This is a genomic window from Maridesulfovibrio ferrireducens, assembly GCF_016342405.1.
GTDB lineage: Bacteria > Desulfobacterota > Desulfovibrionia > Desulfovibrionales > Desulfovibrionaceae > Maridesulfovibrio > Maridesulfovibrio ferrireducens_A.
Genome location: NZ_JAEINN010000008.1, coordinates 13,807 through 30,560 on the forward strand (window position 1 = coordinate 13,807; position 16,754 = coordinate 30,560).

17 protein-coding genes and 3 tRNA genes are annotated in these 16,754 nt (G+C 40.7%); 13 read left to right on the plus strand and 7 right to left on the minus strand.

The window, feature by feature from the left end:
• Positions 1 to 26 precede the first annotated feature (26 nt).
• Complete coding sequence (locus JEY82_RS09950) at positions 27 to 575, minus strand: PilZ domain-containing protein (protein WP_304085255.1); 549 nt, start codon at positions 573 to 575, stop codon at positions 27 to 29.
• A gap of 221 nt (positions 576 to 796) precedes the next feature.
• Here JEY82_RS09950 and JEY82_RS09955 point away from each other — a divergent pair, with 221 nt between their 5' ends.
• Positions 797 to 940 carry a hypothetical protein gene (locus JEY82_RS09955; RefSeq protein ID WP_170830313.1) on the plus strand — a complete coding sequence of 48 codons (144 nt, stop codon included), beginning with the start codon at positions 797 to 799 and terminating at the stop codon, positions 938 to 940.
• 74 nt (positions 941 to 1,014) lie between these two features.
• On the opposite strand, the gene JEY82_RS09960 is transcribed toward JEY82_RS09955, so the two are convergent.
• Both JEY82_RS09960 and rfbA read right to left on the minus strand, forming a co-directional pair.
• Positions 1,015 to 1,518 carry a hypothetical protein gene (locus tag JEY82_RS09960; RefSeq protein WP_304085256.1) on the minus strand — a complete coding sequence of 168 codons (504 nt, stop codon included), beginning with the start codon at positions 1,516 to 1,518 and terminating at the stop codon, positions 1,015 to 1,017.
• On the minus strand, positions 1,511 to 2,398 hold the full coding sequence (rfbA, locus tag JEY82_RS09965; RefSeq protein ID WP_304085257.1) for a glucose-1-phosphate thymidylyltransferase RfbA: 888 nt from the start codon (positions 2,396 to 2,398) through the stop codon (positions 1,511 to 1,513). The genes JEY82_RS09960 and rfbA overlap by 8 nt, the downstream gene beginning before the upstream one ends.
• Positions 2,399 to 2,529: 131 nt before the next feature.
• Between rfbA and JEY82_RS09970 the strand changes: the two genes are divergently transcribed.
• The 5 genes from JEY82_RS09970 (at position 2,530) to JEY82_RS09990 (ending at position 6,832) form a co-directional block, all read left to right on the plus strand.
• A complete protein-coding gene (locus JEY82_RS09970) occupies positions 2,530 to 3,234 on the plus strand; it encodes a DUF1614 domain-containing protein (protein WP_304085258.1) in 705 nt (234 codons plus the stop codon).
• A 30-nt stretch (positions 3,235 to 3,264) separates the two neighbouring features.
• On the plus strand, positions 3,265 to 4,044 hold the full coding sequence (locus tag JEY82_RS09975; protein WP_304085259.1) for a molybdenum cofactor biosynthesis protein B: 780 nt from the start codon (positions 3,265 to 3,267) through the stop codon (positions 4,042 to 4,044).
• Between the two features lie 113 nt (positions 4,045 to 4,157).
• Entirely contained in the window at positions 4,158 to 5,585 is a 1,428-nt protein-coding gene (locus JEY82_RS09980; RefSeq protein ID WP_304085260.1) for a TolC family protein, read from the plus strand.
• Between the two features lie 68 nt (positions 5,586 to 5,653).
• Positions 5,654 to 5,884, plus strand: coding sequence for a dual CXXC motif small (seleno)protein (locus tag JEY82_RS09985; protein ID WP_304085261.1), 231 nt, complete (start codon positions 5,654 to 5,656; stop codon positions 5,882 to 5,884).
• Between the two features lie 9 nt (positions 5,885 to 5,893).
• Entirely contained in the window at positions 5,894 to 6,832 is a 939-nt protein-coding gene (locus tag JEY82_RS09990; RefSeq protein WP_304085262.1) for a lytic murein transglycosylase, read from the plus strand.
• 21 nt (positions 6,833 to 6,853) lie between these two features.
• Here the strand turns inward: JEY82_RS09990 and JEY82_RS09995 are convergent, their stop codons facing one another.
• A complete protein-coding gene (locus JEY82_RS09995; protein ID WP_304085263.1) occupies positions 6,854 to 7,969 on the minus strand; it encodes a glycosyltransferase family 4 protein in 1,116 nt (371 codons plus the stop codon).
• 188 nt (positions 7,970 to 8,157) lie between these two features.
• Between JEY82_RS09995 and JEY82_RS10000 the strand changes: the two genes are divergently transcribed.
• Positions 8,158 to 9,057, plus strand: coding sequence for a glycosyltransferase family A protein (locus JEY82_RS10000; protein ID WP_304085264.1), 900 nt, complete (start codon positions 8,158 to 8,160; stop codon positions 9,055 to 9,057).
• 74 nt (positions 9,058 to 9,131) lie between these two features.
• On the opposite strand, the gene JEY82_RS10005 is transcribed toward JEY82_RS10000, so the two are convergent.
• On the minus strand, positions 9,132 to 9,494 hold the full coding sequence (locus tag JEY82_RS10005) for a molybdenum cofactor biosynthesis protein MoaE (protein ID WP_304085265.1): 363 nt from the start codon (positions 9,492 to 9,494) through the stop codon (positions 9,132 to 9,134).
• 30 nt (positions 9,495 to 9,524) lie between these two features.
• Here JEY82_RS10005 and JEY82_RS10010 point away from each other — a divergent pair, with 30 nt between their 5' ends.
• On the plus strand, positions 9,525 to 12,197 hold the full coding sequence (locus JEY82_RS10010) for a M48 family metallopeptidase (protein ID WP_304085266.1): 2,673 nt from the start codon (positions 9,525 to 9,527) through the stop codon (positions 12,195 to 12,197).
• Between the two features lie 82 nt (positions 12,198 to 12,279).
• Positions 12,280 to 13,284 (plus strand): hypothetical protein, encoded by a 1,005-nt coding sequence (locus JEY82_RS10015; protein ID WP_304085267.1) that lies wholly within the window; start codon positions 12,280 to 12,282, stop codon positions 13,282 to 13,284.
• 31 nt (positions 13,285 to 13,315) lie between these two features.
• On the opposite strand, the gene JEY82_RS10020 is transcribed toward JEY82_RS10015, so the two are convergent.
• Together JEY82_RS10020 and dksA are read right to left on the minus strand one after the other, a co-directional pair.
• Positions 13,316 to 14,830, minus strand: a complete 1,515-nt coding sequence (locus tag JEY82_RS10020) for an NFACT RNA binding domain-containing protein (RefSeq protein WP_304085268.1) — start codon at positions 14,828 to 14,830, stop codon at positions 13,316 to 13,318.
• 18 nt (positions 14,831 to 14,848) lie between these two features.
• Positions 14,849 to 15,211, minus strand: coding sequence for an RNA polymerase-binding protein DksA (gene dksA / locus JEY82_RS10025; protein WP_304085269.1), 363 nt, complete (start codon positions 15,209 to 15,211; stop codon positions 14,849 to 14,851).
• 355 nt (positions 15,212 to 15,566) lie between these two features.
• On the opposite strand from dksA, the gene JEY82_RS10030 reads away from it, so the two are divergent.
• The 4 genes from JEY82_RS10030 to JEY82_RS10045 all read left to right on the plus strand — a co-directional run bounded on the left by JEY82_RS10030 (position 15,567) and on the right by JEY82_RS10045 (position 16,754).
• A tRNA-Gly gene (locus JEY82_RS10030) sits at positions 15,567 to 15,641 on the plus strand.
• 11 nt (positions 15,642 to 15,652) lie between these two features.
• Positions 15,653 to 15,727: transfer RNA gene (locus JEY82_RS10035), tRNA-Cys, on the plus strand.
• Positions 15,728 to 15,731: 4 nt separating this feature from the next.
• Positions 15,732 to 15,806: transfer RNA gene (locus tag JEY82_RS10040), tRNA-Gly, on the plus strand.
• 228 nt (positions 15,807 to 16,034) lie between these two features.
• Entirely contained in the window at positions 16,035 to 16,754 is a 720-nt protein-coding gene (locus JEY82_RS10045; RefSeq protein ID WP_304085270.1) for a methyltransferase, read from the plus strand.

Below are 16,754 nucleotides of genomic sequence, written 5' to 3' on the forward strand. Positions count from 1 at the left end.
TTTTCGTCAGATAAAATTAAAAAGTATTAAAGTTCAATCTTTTTAGAAGGTGTCTTTTTTGATCCGCGTTTTGCCTGATTTTTGGCAACTTTTATGATTTCATTTTCTGTTTCGTCGTCAGTTTTTTTACCCAATTTTGTGCATTTAATAGCTCTTTTTTGCGCTGCAACAACAATTTTACTGACAACTTTATCTTGGTTTTTGTCTAATTCGTGAAATTCACAACCGACAAGTTTTTCTTTGCGTCTGACAATTTTTAATTTTAAATTTTTAAGAACAGGCTTTCCAGACCACAATAAAACGGATTCGATTATTTCTCCGACTGGAAATTCTTTTGAGCTGGTAAATCCGATGCCGTTTGCACTGATATCATTGATGCGGCATTTAACTCTCGGATCGCGACAGACTATTTGCATGTTATTTACATGTATTCTGAAAGCCGCACGCGCACTTGGCGAATCTGTTTTACCTTTAAAGGAAATGTCGAATGTTTCGGATTCTTTTCTTCCGAGCATTCTGTTAAGTTTGTCCTTTAGTCGGTCCACGATTCCGGATTCATTGTCTTCGCTTGCCATTGGATCCTCTGCAGTAGAAAAACTTGAATAAATAGTAGCAATTTATCGTGTTTTGAAAAATACTAATTAACCAATTGGTTAATTTAAAATTATTTTATATGTATGTTGTCGTTTGTCAATAATTATACTGAAACTAGATCTTGACATTATAATAAATAGCAGTGATGAATATCTAACATTTTTTTGTCATTAATTGGGCTTAATAATTGGAGGTACATGCGATGGTTGGTGAATTGATTAGTAATATGGGGCATAGCAGTACAGCTGGCTTTGTTGGCGTTTCTCTTATCTTTGTCTACTTTGCTTGGATTCTTGTTATGGCTTTTTACAGAATCGAACAGGGTAAAAATGAGAGTCATCACTAGAAAATAATTTTCAAAGAAGAACTTTGTTTTTCTTTATTTTTTCATAAAAAAAGGCGCGATTATCGCGCCTTTTTTTATTTTAGTTCTTTTTTGATCAGTTTTAATTGTTTTAAAACGATGTTTAGTTGTGCCTCGAGTATATAAGCTAGGTCTTTCAGTTTTTGATCATTCGCTTTAACGATTATATCATGAACGAAATTTTTCCTGCGTAAAAAATCGTTATATGCATATCCGCTTTTTTCTTTCAGAATGGTTGTTTCTTTGCTTTGAAATTCTTTTTCACGTTTAACAATATTTACAACAGAATAAAGTGAGTTCAGACTATGAACTTGTATTCGGCTTGTCTGGCACAAATTTGCCAAATCTTGCAGTGCGTATGCGCGGTCAGGCTGAGCGTCTGATCCGGCTATCTTGTCGAGATTTGCGCCGATTTTTTTCAATGCAGCCTCTACTTCGGATAAATTCCTGAAGTATTGAGTCAGGTTGGATTTTTGTGATGTATCTGAATCGTTGCACTTTGCAGAAATAGGAATGCAAATAATTGATGCTAAAATTAATATTATAAAAAAGTTACGCAATGCCTTTCTCCTTAGCTTCATTATATACGTCCATAAGGTATTTTCCGTAATCATTTTTCAGCATATCTGCGGCCAGCGTTTTAAGTTCTTCGGCACCGATGTATCCCATTCCGAAAGCTATTTCTTCAAGGCATGCTAAAAGGAATCCTTGTCTTTCCTGAATTGCTTCAACGTATGCTGCGGCTCTGAGCAGAGACGCGTGCGTTCCCATGTCCAGCCATGCGTATCCGCGTCCGAGAAGTTCAACATTAAGCAGACCTTGTTTTAAATATTCTTTATTAATATCTGTTATTTCAAGTTCTCCGCGATGTGAGGGAGCTATTTTTTTAGCAATTTCAATGACGGAGTTGTCATAGAAATAAAGTCCGGTAACCGCAAATTTTGATTTAGGATTTTCAGGTTTTTCTTCAATGCTGATTACAGATTGATTTTTATCAAATTCGACAACACCGTAACGTTTCGGGTCTTTTACTGCGTAAGCAAAGACAGTTCCGCCTTTTTTTAATCTAGACGCTTCTTGCAGTATATGCGGGAGGTCGTGCCCGTAGAAGATATTGTCTCCAAGTATCAGGCTTACACTGTCTTTCCCTATAAATTCTTCACCGATTATGAATGCTTGAGCAAGACCTTCCGGTTTTGGTTGGACTTTGTAGGATATGTTGATACCAAGTCTAGAACCGTTGCCGAGTAGATCTTCAAATCTATGTAGATCTTCGGGGGTGGAAATTATAAGAATGTCTCGTATTCCCGACATCATATGTATAGACAGCGGGTAGTAGATCATGGGTTTGTCATAAACAGGCAGGAGCTGTTTGCTTACTACGCGGGTCAAAGGATAAAGCCGTGTACCTGAGCCGCCCGCGAGGATAATACCTTTCATAATATTTAATTCTCCCAATCTTTTATGAACGAAACTTACTTAATTTATCAATAATATCTTGAAGTGTCTGCTTCAATAGCTTTAAATAACGTATTTCAATCAGTCTTTGCAACAAAGGAGTTTTTATCAAGATGCGCGGTCCTTTATTTTCTCTACCTACGGTGATGTTTTTAGGCGCTCTTTTTTTTATTCTCATATTCTTTTTGTTTATATTTGTACAGGTTGGCCTTATAACAGTCGCCTTCTCAAAATTGGGACTTACACCGGGGCAAGGGTTTACTCTTTTGATTGCCACCTTGCTTGGCAGTGGAGTGAATATCCCTGTTTTTCGATCTGAAAGATTGGTCCCTGATGTATTTGTCAGAAAATTTAGAATATTGAATCCGCAAGCTCCTGTTGAGGAACCTCTACAAGGGAAGTCGCTGGTTCATCAAACCGTGGCAGTAAATCTTGGCGGATGCGTAATACCTGTGCTGTTGTCAATGACGTTGTTGGCTAGTTTCGGGCTTAATCTTCCTATTCTTCTCTGTATTATAATTGTAAGTGCGACTACTTATGCTTTAGCGCGCCCTGTGCCGGGAGTAGGGATCGGTATTCCGGTTCTCATTCCCCCTATAATAACGGCTCTGGCTGCTCTTATTTTTGTTCCGGGAGATATTGCTCCTGTTGCAGCCTATGTTGCCGGTAGTCTAGGAACTTTGATCGGAGCGGATTTGCTTCATTTAGCAACTCCTGCAACCAGAAAGGTTCTTGATGCTCCTGTTGTCTCAATTGGCGGAGCAGGAACTTTTGACGGAATTTTCATTACCGGAATTTTAGCGGTCTTGCTGGCCTGATAAAAAGCAGTATTTAAAAGGAGTATGGTTATGGTAAAATGTGACTTTTCTTCTGCCGGGAATGTAAGTGTCGGCAGCCGTATTTATTTAGGCTGCGGTGATCATTTTCCTCAGGGATGTCCCTTTGTGAAGGTTTCAAATGAAGCTCGAAAGTTGCGGGCAGGGATGAAACTGGTCAGCGAAGGGTGCGATCTGCTCAGGATTATTTCCGTTTCATGGGCGGACCAAGTGCCGGGAGCTAAGACATGGGTTGCCGAAGTTCTTGACGTTCTTCCTGATACAGGAAATCTAAATTTAAAAATTGAGAAGATAGGTTATTCTGTTGCCTATGTGACTCTTAGCGATAAAGGTGCTGCGGGACAAAGAGAAGATAGGGGCGGACCGCTGATCGCAGAAATTATCAGTGATTCTTTGCCCGTATCTGCTGTGCACGGGTTTCTTATTCCGGATGAGTATGGAGATTTAAAATCACTTCTTATGCATCTGGCGTACACAAGCAGATTTGATCTTATCATCACTACGGGAGGGACAGGTGTCGGCCCACGAGATATTTCTCCTGAAGCAACTCTTGCGGTCATTGAAAAGAGATTGCCCGGTTTTGAGAGAGCTATAACTGCAACAGGTCTTGCTAAAACACCGCATTCCATGATTTCCAGAGGGGTTGCAGGTACGCTTGGGGACTCCATTATAATAAATGTGCCGGGTAGTCCTAAGGCTGTTAAAGAGAGCTTAGAGGCCATTATCCCAGCCCTTAAACACGCAATTGATAAGTTGCAGGGTGATATCTCTGATTGTGCAAACATTGCATAGTGTTTAATTACAAAATGTTTCTTGATTCCCTTGGCAGGAACCTCTATATAAAGTTTGATTTTGTTTTTTAGTCTTTTAAATAAAAATAACACGCATTGCTCAGGACGGATAGAATGAAACGCAACATTTTTCTTTTGTTTACGTTAATCTTTTTACTTGCGGCGGCTACAGCTTCCTTTGCTCAGCAGCTTCAAGGTGAAGGTCAACTCGGGGAGGCTAAAGCTCCCGTCTCCATGGAACAAGCTACAGAACAAGTTCCGCAGGCTGTTAGCAAGGAAGAGGAAACAGCTGATTTAACTCTTACTCTGGAAGAATGCGTTAATATGGGTCTTAAGCAGAATCCGACTATTATCGCAGCGCGCAAACAACTCATGGCTTCCGAAAGCAGTGTTGAATCTCAGCGCGGTCAGTTCGGGGCAGGAATGAAGTTGAAATACGGATATACTCATTCAGGTGATCAGCCTAGATCCGGTGCTATGCCGACCGATTACCAGGATAAATGGGGACTCGGCATTAATGTCAGTCAGCCGATTTTCATGGGATTTGAATTGCTTTCAAAGTTCCAGAAAACAAAGCTTCAAAGAGAACAAAGTGATGCCAGCCTTTATAATGCAGAATTGATTCTGATTAGAAATATTCAGGAAGCATTTTTGACATTGTTGCAAGGACGGATGGAAGTAAAAAGTAATCAGGATTCTGTTGCACGACTTAAATCTCAGCTTGATGTTATTCAGGCTTTTTATCAGGTAGGACTAAGACCTAGGGTTGACGTTTTGCAGGCTGAAGTTGAACTTGCTACAGCTGAGCAGGACTTGCTTAAAGCTTCAAACTCCGTTGCTTCAAGGGTTGCAAGGTTGAATACGTTGCTTAATCTTCCACTTGAGAAAAAAGTTAATTATTCTGGAGAACTTACCTATCTGCCTTTCTCGATGACTCTGGATCAATGTATCATTAAAGCTGACAAGGATCGTCCTGACCTGCGAATTGCTATGAAGGCGATTAAGATTTCAGAAGAAGATGTTACAATTTCCGAAAGTTCTTTTTATCCTAAACTTACTGCGGATTTCAATTACAACAGTGCTGGCGGAGATCCTTCCGTAAGCAAGAATAGATATAATTATAAAAACCGTTCTGATTCTTGGGACGTCGGCGCCAATGTTAATTGGGATTTCTTTAACTGGGGCGCAACCTACTACGATGTGCAGAGAGCTAGTGATAATGTAGACAAGATTAAGGCTGAGTATGACAATACAAGACTTGAAGCTTCCTACGAAATCAAAGATCAGCTTTTGAGCCTGAAAGCCTCGGCTGACAGAATCGGTGTTGGTCGTAAATCTGTTGAAGCCGGTCGTGAAGGTTATAGAATGGCTATGGCCCGTTATCAGGCTCAGGTCAGCACAAACAACGAAGTTCTGAACGCTCAGTCCAGACTAAGTGCCAGTGAAGCCCAGCTTATTGAGGCGCTGGCCGACTATCAGGTTGCACTTGCAAGGCTGTTTGTTGCAATGGGAACTAAGAATCCTTCGCTTACAACTAATTAAGAAAAAAACATGTTATTCTAAAGCCGGCTTCCGTTATGGAATCCGGCTTTTTTTATTAAGGGGGCGCCATGGGTGGGGGGAGAAGACTTTCATCAGACTTGGGAAGTATTAATAATACTGCTAAGTCAGGGATGATTTGTAAAGATTGCGGCGGAGAACTATATACGCGTCGGGGTTGAACCGGAGTTTCTTTATGTTGCAGGTCTTGCGGCAAACGGTATAGTGTTGCGGAATATGCGAAGTTTATTGATGATGACTTCGAAGAACAAATGGCTAATGTTTCGATGAACAGATTATAATGAGGATTTATGACTTTAAAGCTTAAAAAGCCGATGATCATTTTTGTTCTTTGTTTTTTGTTTATGATTTGCGGTGTTGTTTGCAGTCTTGCTTCAAGCTCGGCAGATTATGATGCTTGGGCGCCATTAAAGGACAGGCTGGTCAATGACGGGTTTAACAGAGAATATATAGATACGGTTTTTTCTGCCGGAACAATTAAATATGATTCTGGTATGATGACAAGAAAGATGAAAGTTCTGCTTCATCGCAGATTCGAGCCATCGGCTAAAAAAATAGCCCGTGAAAAAGAATATGATGATAGATATGTGGGACCGATTCTTCTCGCCGGAGCTTATTCATATCTGCGTGAAAATTTCGAAGTTCTTGTTAAAATAGATAAAAAGTACGGGGTGTCTCCCTCTGTTTTAGTCGCATTGCTGCTGGTTGAAACAAAACTTGGACATACCCTCGGCAATTCGCCTGCCTTTAGCAACCTTGCCAATATGGCTGCCAGTCCGGATCCTATGAAGTTTTTTGATGAGCTGGGGCATTCTGATCTTGGTCCTGAGGATATGGTATGGCTTAAAAAAAGAACTAAGCAGAAGGCTGATTGGGCTTATAAGGAGCTGTCAGCTCTTTTAAAATTTTCTTCCACTAATTCTCTTAATCCGTCGGAAATACCGGGGTCACCATACGGAGCTTTCGGTATCTGTCAGTTCATGCCGACGACTGCAATCAGTTATGCTGTTGACGGGGATATGGATGGCCGGGTAGATTTGTTCAGTAAGGACGATGCCCTCGAAAGCATGGCAAATTTTTTGAAAAAGCATGGTTGGAAAAGCTCGCTCAGCAAAAAGAAAAAACTAAAAGTTATCTATCGCTATAATCATTCAATGGTGTATGCCCGTACAATTTATGAAGTTGCTGTGCAACTGGATAGCATTCGGTCAACTTTCGGACCTGAATAAATATTCTTATTTTAAAATGAGCTAAGAGTTCTTTGTAAGTGTTCCCTGATAAAGAGTCAGAGTGCGCTTTAAAAAGTCAGATCCTGAAAGCTGCGACATTGTTTTAGCGTGAGTTTCAAGTAATTCTTTTTTCATTTCAGGTCTGCTGATCACTTCTTTCAGTTTAAGCGCCATGGCGGAAACATTTTGTGGTTCAACCAGTGCTTCTTCGGGAAGCAGGTCCGGCATTACTCCGACTGAGGTAGATATTAGCGGGCGTTGGCAAGCCATAATTTCAAGAGCTGCCCTTGCGATGGTTTCGGACCAGAGTGAAGCAATCACACCAATATCAATCGCTGAAATACATGCTGAAATGTTCTCACACTTACCGCTTATTTCAGTAATGTCGGCAATGTTATTTTCATTTAACCATGAGTCTATTTCGTGTCTGCTCGTGGCCGTCGGAAAGCCCATCAGAAATAATTTTATATTGTCGTTCTCAGAGTTTTGGCGAACTTTTGCAATCGCTTTTATGAGCTCATGCTGACCTTTTACTCTGTCGAATCTGCCAAGAAGGCCGACAACAATTTGATCGTCGGTGAATCCGTACTTTTTGCGGATTTCATTTCTTCCTTGTTGATTGAACTTAAATTTATCAGTATCGACCCCGCCGTGTATGAGCCAGAGTCTATTTTCGGCTAATTCCATTTTTTTTAGAAAATGTTCAGCCATGCGTTTGTTTGTTACGACAACAGCGTCGGCAATATTTGAATGCAGATAGCGGTTAAGTATATCGTTTCGTGGAAGACGCTGGTCTCCGCGGGTTCTTACGAGTTTAAAGCCAAGACCTGCTTTCCTGAGAAATCCCCACCAGAAGAAAGCTTCTCCTCTGTGGCAGTTTACGATATCAGGTTTATGCTTGCGAACGAGAGAAAGAACTCTTGCGCATGCTTTGACAAGTTTTATAGGGTGCGTTGAATTCAAATCAATTGTTTCAACATTAAGTCCCATTTCGAGAGCTTTCTCTTCCGTTTCTGTATCAGGAACGGTGATGACAAGAACATCGTGCCCGGCGTCCTGCAGTAGTTTACTGAGGTATAGGGCGTACCATGAGGTTGCGTTGAACCATCGAACGTTTATGACTTGAAAAATTCGCATGAAAGTAAATGACAATCCGTTAACTAAAGAGTCAAGTAAAAAGGGTCGATAAGCAATATTATAGGCAATTTATTATCCGTTAATAATGTTTATCGAACTATATCCGTCACAGGTCTTATATCGTTTCTTAATAGTATGTACACCTGACAATTTGAATTATAAAGATTTTTTTAAAAAAAGGTATGTGAATGTCGGTTGATAAAAATAATTCGGTTCCTGAAATTTCTGTTATTATACCAACTTACAATAGGTCGGAACTGCTTTGCCGTGCTCTTCGTTCCGCTTTAGTACAGAGCTTCACTGATTTTGAGTGTTTGATAGTGAATGATGGTTCGACGGATGATACGGTGCAGGTGCTTACAGAATTTACTGATGTGCGGATGAGAGTCTTGTTTCAAGAAAATAGAGGCGTTTCCGCAGCACGTAATTTTGCTATAAAGGAATCAAAAGGAAAGTATATAGCTTTGCTTGATTCTGACGATGAGTGGTTGCCTAAAAAACTTGAAATGCAGCTTGCATTTATGAAGTCTGAAGAATTAGATATAAGTCAGACTAATGAAATTTGGGTGCGCAATGAAAAGCGGGTGAATCAAAGTAAAAAATATGTGAAACCTGAAGGCATGTTTTTTGATAAGTCTCTTGAAACGTGTTTAATCAGCCCGTCATGTGCTATGTTCAGCAAGAAGTTTTGGGATAGCGTCGGCCCGTTTGATGAGAATATGCCTGCTTGTGAAGATTATGATCTTTGGATCAGGTCCGGGTTTAAATTTCCGGTCGGTCTGTTGGAAGATCGGTTGACCATTAAGTATGGAGGACGCCCCGATCAACTCACGAACAGTGTCGGCTGTTTTGATTTATACAGAATTTATTCTATTATAAAATTGCTGCACAGCAATGAGTTGAGTCTGGACGAGCTTGAACTGGCGAAAGTAGAATTGCAGCGCAAAGTTAGTTATTTTGTGGGCGGATGCAGGAAGCGCGGAAAGTTGGAGCAGGCTGAGAAGGTTGAACAAATGGTAAAAAATGTTTTAGAAGGGCAGAGTGTAAGTCCAGCAGATATTCTTCCTGATCAAATAATATCTGTTTAAAGTAAGATTGCCCAAAAGAGACCCGTTTTTGCTTTGCAAAACACAAGTTATCGGATCTCTTTTGAACAATCAGTTTAGGCCATTATTTCTTTTTTGGTGAAAGCTTCGGATTTTACTCTGTCGAGCATTGTTGCAAGACAGGCTTTAACATTTTCACGAATATCACCGGCAACGATAATGAAAAGAACATCATCGCCGGGTTTAAATGTTCCTTCATGTGCTTCGACGACAATTTTATAGATACCCGGTGATTTTTCGTATTCAGCGCGGAGCTGTTCAATTTTTTCATGGTCAGCTTTGATTTCGATTCCGGAAACTTCCTCGCGTGAACCGCGGGACCAGCCGCGGACAATTCCGTTGTGAACCAGAATCATTCCAACGTTTTTAGCAAATTCGGGGTCTTGTTTAAGTTCAGAAATTTTTTTCGAAATGTCCATAATCTCTCCGGTGAGTAAGGAGTTATTGTTTTGTATCAGATTGCCAGCTTATTTGAAAATCTTCCCGTTGTCAGCCATTCTCGTATGGTTAATCGCGGTTACGGCGTATGGATGGTGTGGGGAGGTACTCTCGACGACTCTGTTTCGCGTAGTATGAGTGATTTTGGCGGGATGCTCATGAAGGAAGGAACAAATCAGGCTTTCTGGTTCTTTTTCAGTGATGACGTATTCCGGGTGCTGGCGCGTTTGCAGATATGGTCAAAACTTAATCCAATGCCTGTCTTTACCCAGTTAATGCCGACCACTTTGCTCGTAGATTATAATTTAAATCTTTCATTGAATGTTTCGGATGAATTTACGAATCAAGAGACTGCACTGCCTACTGAGTTTGAAGTATTGATTCATCCACAGTTAAGTGCTGAGGTTAAGACTATTTCCGGTTTAAACCTTGAAGAGGAAAGATCTCCAAGTGGTCTATCAAAGTCGGGCTGGCTTAAATTAATACCTGATCAAGGGCTTGGGTATGAGTCTCTTCAGAGTTGGTATTTTATTTTAATTCCTGTGGGAAATCCTTCGGATAAGGCTTTTATCAAAGGATGGAGATCTTTTTTATCTGAAATACAAGTGTTGTTACAAAGACTCGGAGTTCAATATATTACTTCTGAAGTGCGGGTTATACTTCCTATTAAGTCTTTGTCTTTGCTTAGAACTTTTCTGAAAGATCTTTTGGTTCTTATAAACAGAGTCAGAAATCAGGAAGGAGAGGACATCAGTTACTGGCCATCTGTTATGGCTCTTGTTCCTCAGAAAGGGATGAGCTTTAATGAAGAAGTTGTACGAAAGGTTAATCTTGATTGGGATAAGCTTACTCCTGATTGCCCACATTTAAGATATCGGGATGCCTACCTTCTTGGGAAGGATTTTGCTGTTAATGAAGTAAGATTCGGAAGTGAGCAGGAAAGCTTGGAAGGATGGTGTCATGTAAGCCTTAAAAAAGGTGTTGAAGATAGTGGGTCAGACTCTATTGAAGTGACTATCTCCCGTAGAGTCTCTATCGGTGAACATGACGATTGTTTTTATTGCGGGATGAAAAATCATATTCCATCGGAGTGTCCGAGTAGAACATTGCAAGGAGTCGATCCAAATGTTTGGAAGCAGCTTGCAGCGATAGATAGTGAAAAATTTACGGAAGGTTTTCAGAATATTGATGTCGGTATGCAGGGTAAAGAAGATGTTGTTGCAGAATTTAAAAAAATTCTACAAGGCGGGAGCAGTTATGAAAATATAATCGGTAAAGCTCTTTTTTCCATCAATTCGGTCTCTCAGTTACGTACATTATATTTGGTCTGGCGTTCCCGGGGAAAAGAATGGCCTAACGGGATAACTGAGCAAGGCCCGGAAGAAGGGGAATTGATCTGGTCAGCTTTTGAATCATTAGTCAGCGGAGACTTAAACGATGCTGAAATTCTGGTAAAAAATGCTATGATTCGATTCAGTCGCGGTTATCAACCCCGAGCTTTAATGGGGTTTATTCAGCTGGAAATGAACGAGCCTGAGCAGGCAGAGTTTTATTGGCAGGAAGCTGAAAGGTTAAGCTTTTCTCCTTTGCAACAAGCTTATTTCATATACTTACAGGCTCGACTACAAGAAGTATCCGGTGAATTCGGGGCAGCAAGCACATCTTATAAAAAAGCTTTTGGTATTTGTTCTAACTGGCTGGAACCTCAATATCGCAGAGCAATCTGTATGGTTAAAATGGGTTTTTCAGAGCAGGCTGTTAGTTATTTTAAAGACATTATTTCGAAAGATCCTAATTATTTTAATAGAATAGTGATTGACCCTGAGCTCGACCGGGGTAGGTTGATTATTTTGCAATCTCTTGGAGAATTATGGGAAACAGCCGAGGCCGAGGCAAAACAAGTTGCCTCCGGGATTGATTCTCTTACCTCTGACATATCTCAATGGTTTGAGGAAGGTCATGAGTTCGCTGAGGATGCCGAAAAGTTTATGGAGAGAATGGGCCGCCTTGCTAAAATTAAAAATTATGTGGCTTTTAGGCATCTTATCTCCGGAGTTGAGACTCTTACCAGTGAAATTGAAAAAAGGGTTGAGTACGAAATTAAAGTTATTAATAAGAAAGTTGATTTTTTCAGAGAGCATCTTAAAGAAATTCGCGGAGAAGCGTCATGGTTTCCGTTCCCTAAATTGCTTACGGAATTTTATGCGGATTTTAATTATTGCGCTACAAAGATTTATTGGATCAAGTCACAGCATTTAAATGTGGCCGAAACTTTCAGAAAAACTCAGAAATATCTTCTTCAGATTGAAGATAGACTTAAAAAACTAAAAAACAGATTGGTTACTCTGCGAGTTGTGCGGGATTCAACTCTTTTCATCATGCTGCTTGGCAGGAATTTTATATGGCTTGAAGTTATTTTTTTAGGTCTGGCATTGCTTTGTATTCCTTTGCTTATTTATTATTCGACCAATGTTCAATCGAACTTCCTAATTGATATGATTATTCGTCAGAAGTGGGAATTCCAGAAAGGAATGATCCTTATTTTGAGCATACTGGCTTTAGCATTGTCAGCTTTTAAAGCCGCTGTTGTCTTTGAAAAGCGGAAACGTGAGTTGTTTGCTTCCGGTGAAGACAAAAGGGGGGAAGACAAGAAAGGCAAAGATAAAAAAGGTAAGGGAAAGTAAGGAATTTAAACTGTTTTCAATGTTGGTATACTTGGTGCAAACCTATTGTTGAAATAATATTTTTTTGACAGAGGGAATAACCATGACCAATATTAATGATAATATCGCAACTGTAATGAAGGTGCTGGGGAATTCCTCAGGAACCGCTGCGGGGGCTGGTACACCTAATCTTGCAGCTTTAAAAAATAAAGCCGGATCTTTTGATATGGAAATGGAAATGGCAGGGCGTATGTTCTCTGAAGGGCGGGATGGCGAAGGTTATTCCGCGCAGGGGATGGATATGGGGGTTATGAACAACGCCCTGATGCTTGAAGCTTTGACAGCCTTGAACTCGATTAAAGGTTTACAGAAAAATGAAGGTAGAGGTTCATCTCCTTTTACCAACAATCCATACAGCAATATTTCTAATCAGTTTGATGTTACTTCTGTCAAAAATATGTCCATGCCGGATGTTGTCGGAGATTTATCCGCAAAATTTGAATCAGGTGCCAAAGGTGTTTCTGCCATTGGATATGATCGTGTGGGCGGAACTTCATACGGAAAATATCAAATTGCATCTAATACCGGTACAATGGACAAGTTTATTGAATTTCTGAAGGATAAAGCTCCGCATGTTGCGGAAAGACTGGAACAATCCGGTCCTGCAAATACGGGATCTAAAAATGGTCATATGCCTGATGAATGGCGTAAAATAGCCGCAGAAGATTCAGCCGGTTTTGAAAAATTGCAGCATGATTTCATACGCAATAGTCATTATGACCCAGCAGCGAAAAAGATTTTTGCGCAGACTGGAATTGATATTAATAATTTGCCGGGACCGCTTCGTGAAGTACTCTGGAGTACGTCTGTTCAGCACGGGGCTACAGGGGCATCAAATTTGATTTCACGGGCACTCGATAAGCTGTCTTCGCAGGCAACAGAAAAAGGCTTTCCAGCTAATCTAGTTAAAGAGATATATGGTGAGCGTAAGGAGCAGTTTGCTTCATCCACTGGGGCTGTGCAGGAGAGTGTAGCAAAGCGGTTGACGAAGGAACAGAATATGGTTCTTACAATGCTTGAACAGGCTTCTGTTTCTAAACTGGCTTAGTTTGAATTGAATATAGTTTTTTAAATTGCGGTTATTTTTTCGCCAGAGACTCTTCAAGCGAATGGTCTACTTTTACGTGCAGAGTTCGGCTTACATTGTCGACTACTACCTGTCCCGGAGCAGCTCCTTTTCTTTTACGAACATCTTTAACCAGCGCGCACATTATATCCGCTTTTGAGTCATCGCATCGGTAACTTTTAAGCGCTGCAAGCGTTGCGGCTTCTTTGAATGTTGTTTCCGGTATTTCCTGGCCGGGATGATCTCTTTTCAATATAACATGTGATCCAGGCCCGCCTTCTACATGAAACCAGTAGTCGAAAACAGATGCCGCCTTGCTGAGCAGGTCATGGTTTGCTTTGCTGTTTTTACCCCTGATCATGAGAAATCCATCTGAGGAAACAAAGAGAGCAACAGCGATATCTTTATATTTTTTAGGAATTTCAAGGCTAGTTTTTTGCCTGTCTTTGCTTGACGGTGGCATTAAATTGGCGTGAAGGAATTCTTCCTGCTGAGTTTCAACTTCACCTCTCCGCCGCTCCATATGTTTGAGGCCCCTTTGAGCCTTGGCTGAAAGCTTGAAAATTTTAGTCATGTTTTCTGCCGGAGTCAGAGTAGGATCGAGCTTCACGACCATTTTTCCGTGCTCAGGATGTGTGACAGTAACCTTATCAAGTTCTCTTAGCGGTTTAAGGCGGTACATCTCAGCTTGAAGAGCTTCTGCTTCGATTTTTCTGCTTAAAAGTTTGCGGAGCCTGTCCTCTTCTTCTTCAATTCTACTCATTATTTTTTTGAATTTCTTTTTACTGGACTTAAGAGCATTTTTATCTTCAGAGTTTTCGAGCCGTTCCATTGTGGGGAATAAAACTTTTTCTCCATATACTGAAGAGGCTTCTATTGCTGATGAAAATATTTGCTGGTTTGAGTTTTCGTCCGGCCAGAGGCGTGGAGGGGATAATTCGTTTTTACCGTCAGTTGAAAGGTAAAAAGTATTAGCCGCACCGTTTTTCAGAGTATCAAGCAATTTTTGAGCTTCTGGAGGTGTGAGTTTTTTTAGTGCCTTGCGAAGAGGGGGCGAAATATGCGGGAATTCTTTCCAGATTTCTGCAGTGTCCTGAATGTCAGCATAAGAAGGCCAAAAGACAGGAAGGCCGAAGTCTTGGGGTAATTCGTGAATCAGGGATATTCCCTTTTTTATATCAAATAAAAGGAACCTGTATTTGCTGGGTTCTCTTCCCGGAGAAAGGGAAAATGCGACACGCAGGTTGGTCCAGTCGTGGTGGGCTTCAAAAATCCTTCGTCCTGAAAGTCTTTTTCGAAGCCACATTACAGTGGCGGTAGGGTTTGCCGGGTTAAGCGGCTTTACCTTTGAAAGAAAAAAAAGGCCCACCGATTTGGCGGGCCTGAATAATAAGAATTCTTTTCCACCCGTAGATTGGAGCGCAAGTGTCCATACCCCGTCTGCGGGAGCAAATATTTTTTCAACCCTTCGCCCATTAAGATTTTTCTCAAGTTCGAGTACAAGGGCATGAAAGAAGTGCGCGTCCATTATATGTATTCCGGGAGATTACTCTCCCCGATTTTGTTCTTCCTCTTCCTGTTTGCTTTTGCATGCAATGCAAAGGGTTGTTACAGGTCGTGCTTTAAGGCGAGCAATTGAGATGTCATCGCCGCATGCAACACAGTAACCGAAGTCCCCGTCATCGATGCGCTTGATCGCTTTTTGAATTTTTTTGATCAATTTACGTTCTCTGTCTCGTAGTCGCAAAGTAAAAGCTCTGTCGGATTCAGCTGTAGCACGATCAGCAGGGTCGGCGTAAGTTTCACCGGACTCTGTCATGTCTTCAATCGTTTCCTGTCCTTTTTGTAGAATCTCATCAAGATTTTTATTCAGGGCATCGCGGAAAAATGCTAATTCTTTCTGGTCCATATCATTAACCTCCCATTTGGAGAAGTTTAATTTAAGTAATTACCTCGACAACGCTAAGCTTTTTAAAGATGAAAGGTCTTATCCCAAAGACGACGTGAAAGTAAAGTGAAACCGGAGTAAATGTTATTAAAAATATAAATAAATTAAAAATCTAAATCGGTTGACAAAACTTTGAGGCCGTCCTAAAAGCTGTTCTCGGTTGACGCAATTAGTTCATTGAAATTTTTTCGATTTAAGTTTTAAACTGCATTGAACATGGCTAAGCAGTTTTAACTTAAAGAGAATGTTATAAAAAAATAAAAAAGTAGTTGACAGGTATTAGCCGAAAGGTTAACTTCTGTTTCGCTTTTCGTGAGCGGGAATAACTCAGCGGTAGAGTGTAACCTTGCCAAGGTTGAAGTCGCGAGTTCAAATCTCGTTTCCCGCTCCATTTTTTTATAAGGCGACATAGCCAAGCGGTAAGGCAGAGGTCTGCAAAACCTCCATTCTCCGGTTCAAATCCGGATGTCGCCTCCAATCCGCGGGAATAACTCAGTGGTAGAGTGCAACCTTGCCAAGGTTGAAGTCGCGAGTTCAAATCTCGTTTCCCGCTCCAGGAGAGTTCAGGGTCGATCAGCAATGATCGACCCTTTTTTTATGTCTATTCATAATATATAAGTTTCATTTTTTTGCTCATTGGTAAGCAGGGTGTTGACCGTATGAGTGTTAATGATTACTCCTTTTCGGCATAGAGAGACCTTATTCATACCAAAATGGAATGAATTTGTTTGTCTGTTTTTTGGTGAACAAAAAAATAGAATCGAACTTTCATAGGAGGAAATCCTTGAATAATATAGCTTTAAAGCCCGAGGCTTCATTTGATGAGTTACTTGCGGCTGCCCGTAATAAATTTGGTGCAATAAAATTTGAGTCTGTTAAAATTGGTGGGAAAGAACTCGAGATTGCTCAAGTTGTCGATATGCCCGCTTATTTAGATAGTTTAATTGATAAGATCAGAGGCGGTAAAAAAATAGAGTTGCCATTGTGGGCTAAGATTTGGCCTTCCTCGATGGTCCTTGGCGTTTATCTCCTTAAATTTAAGCCTGTTGAAAAGGCTACTTTTCTTGAGGTCGGAGCAGGCGGAGGTATTTGCGGACTTTTAGCTGCCAGCAGAGGGTATAATGTCGTACTGTCAGATGTTGATGACGATGCGTTGCTTTTTTGTCGCCTGAATGCTGTGCGCAATAATCTGGATGATAAAATTTCAGTTAAAAAAATAGATTTTTGCAGCGATGAAATGAATGAAAAGTTCAATTATATCATAGGTAGCGAAGTTCTTTATCAGGAAAATATTCAAATTCCTTTTTATCATTTTATAGAGAAGCACCTCAGTAAAGATGATGGCTCGGAAACTCTTCTTGCGATGGATAAGAAGCGCTCCGGCCGACTCTTTTTTGAAGAAGCCCAAAAAAATTATCGCCTCATGCGGCAGGAAGTTTCTTTTGCCGGAAATGAGACTGAAGGTAAAACCCTTATTTCTCTTGTAAGAATGGGAGCACTCTAA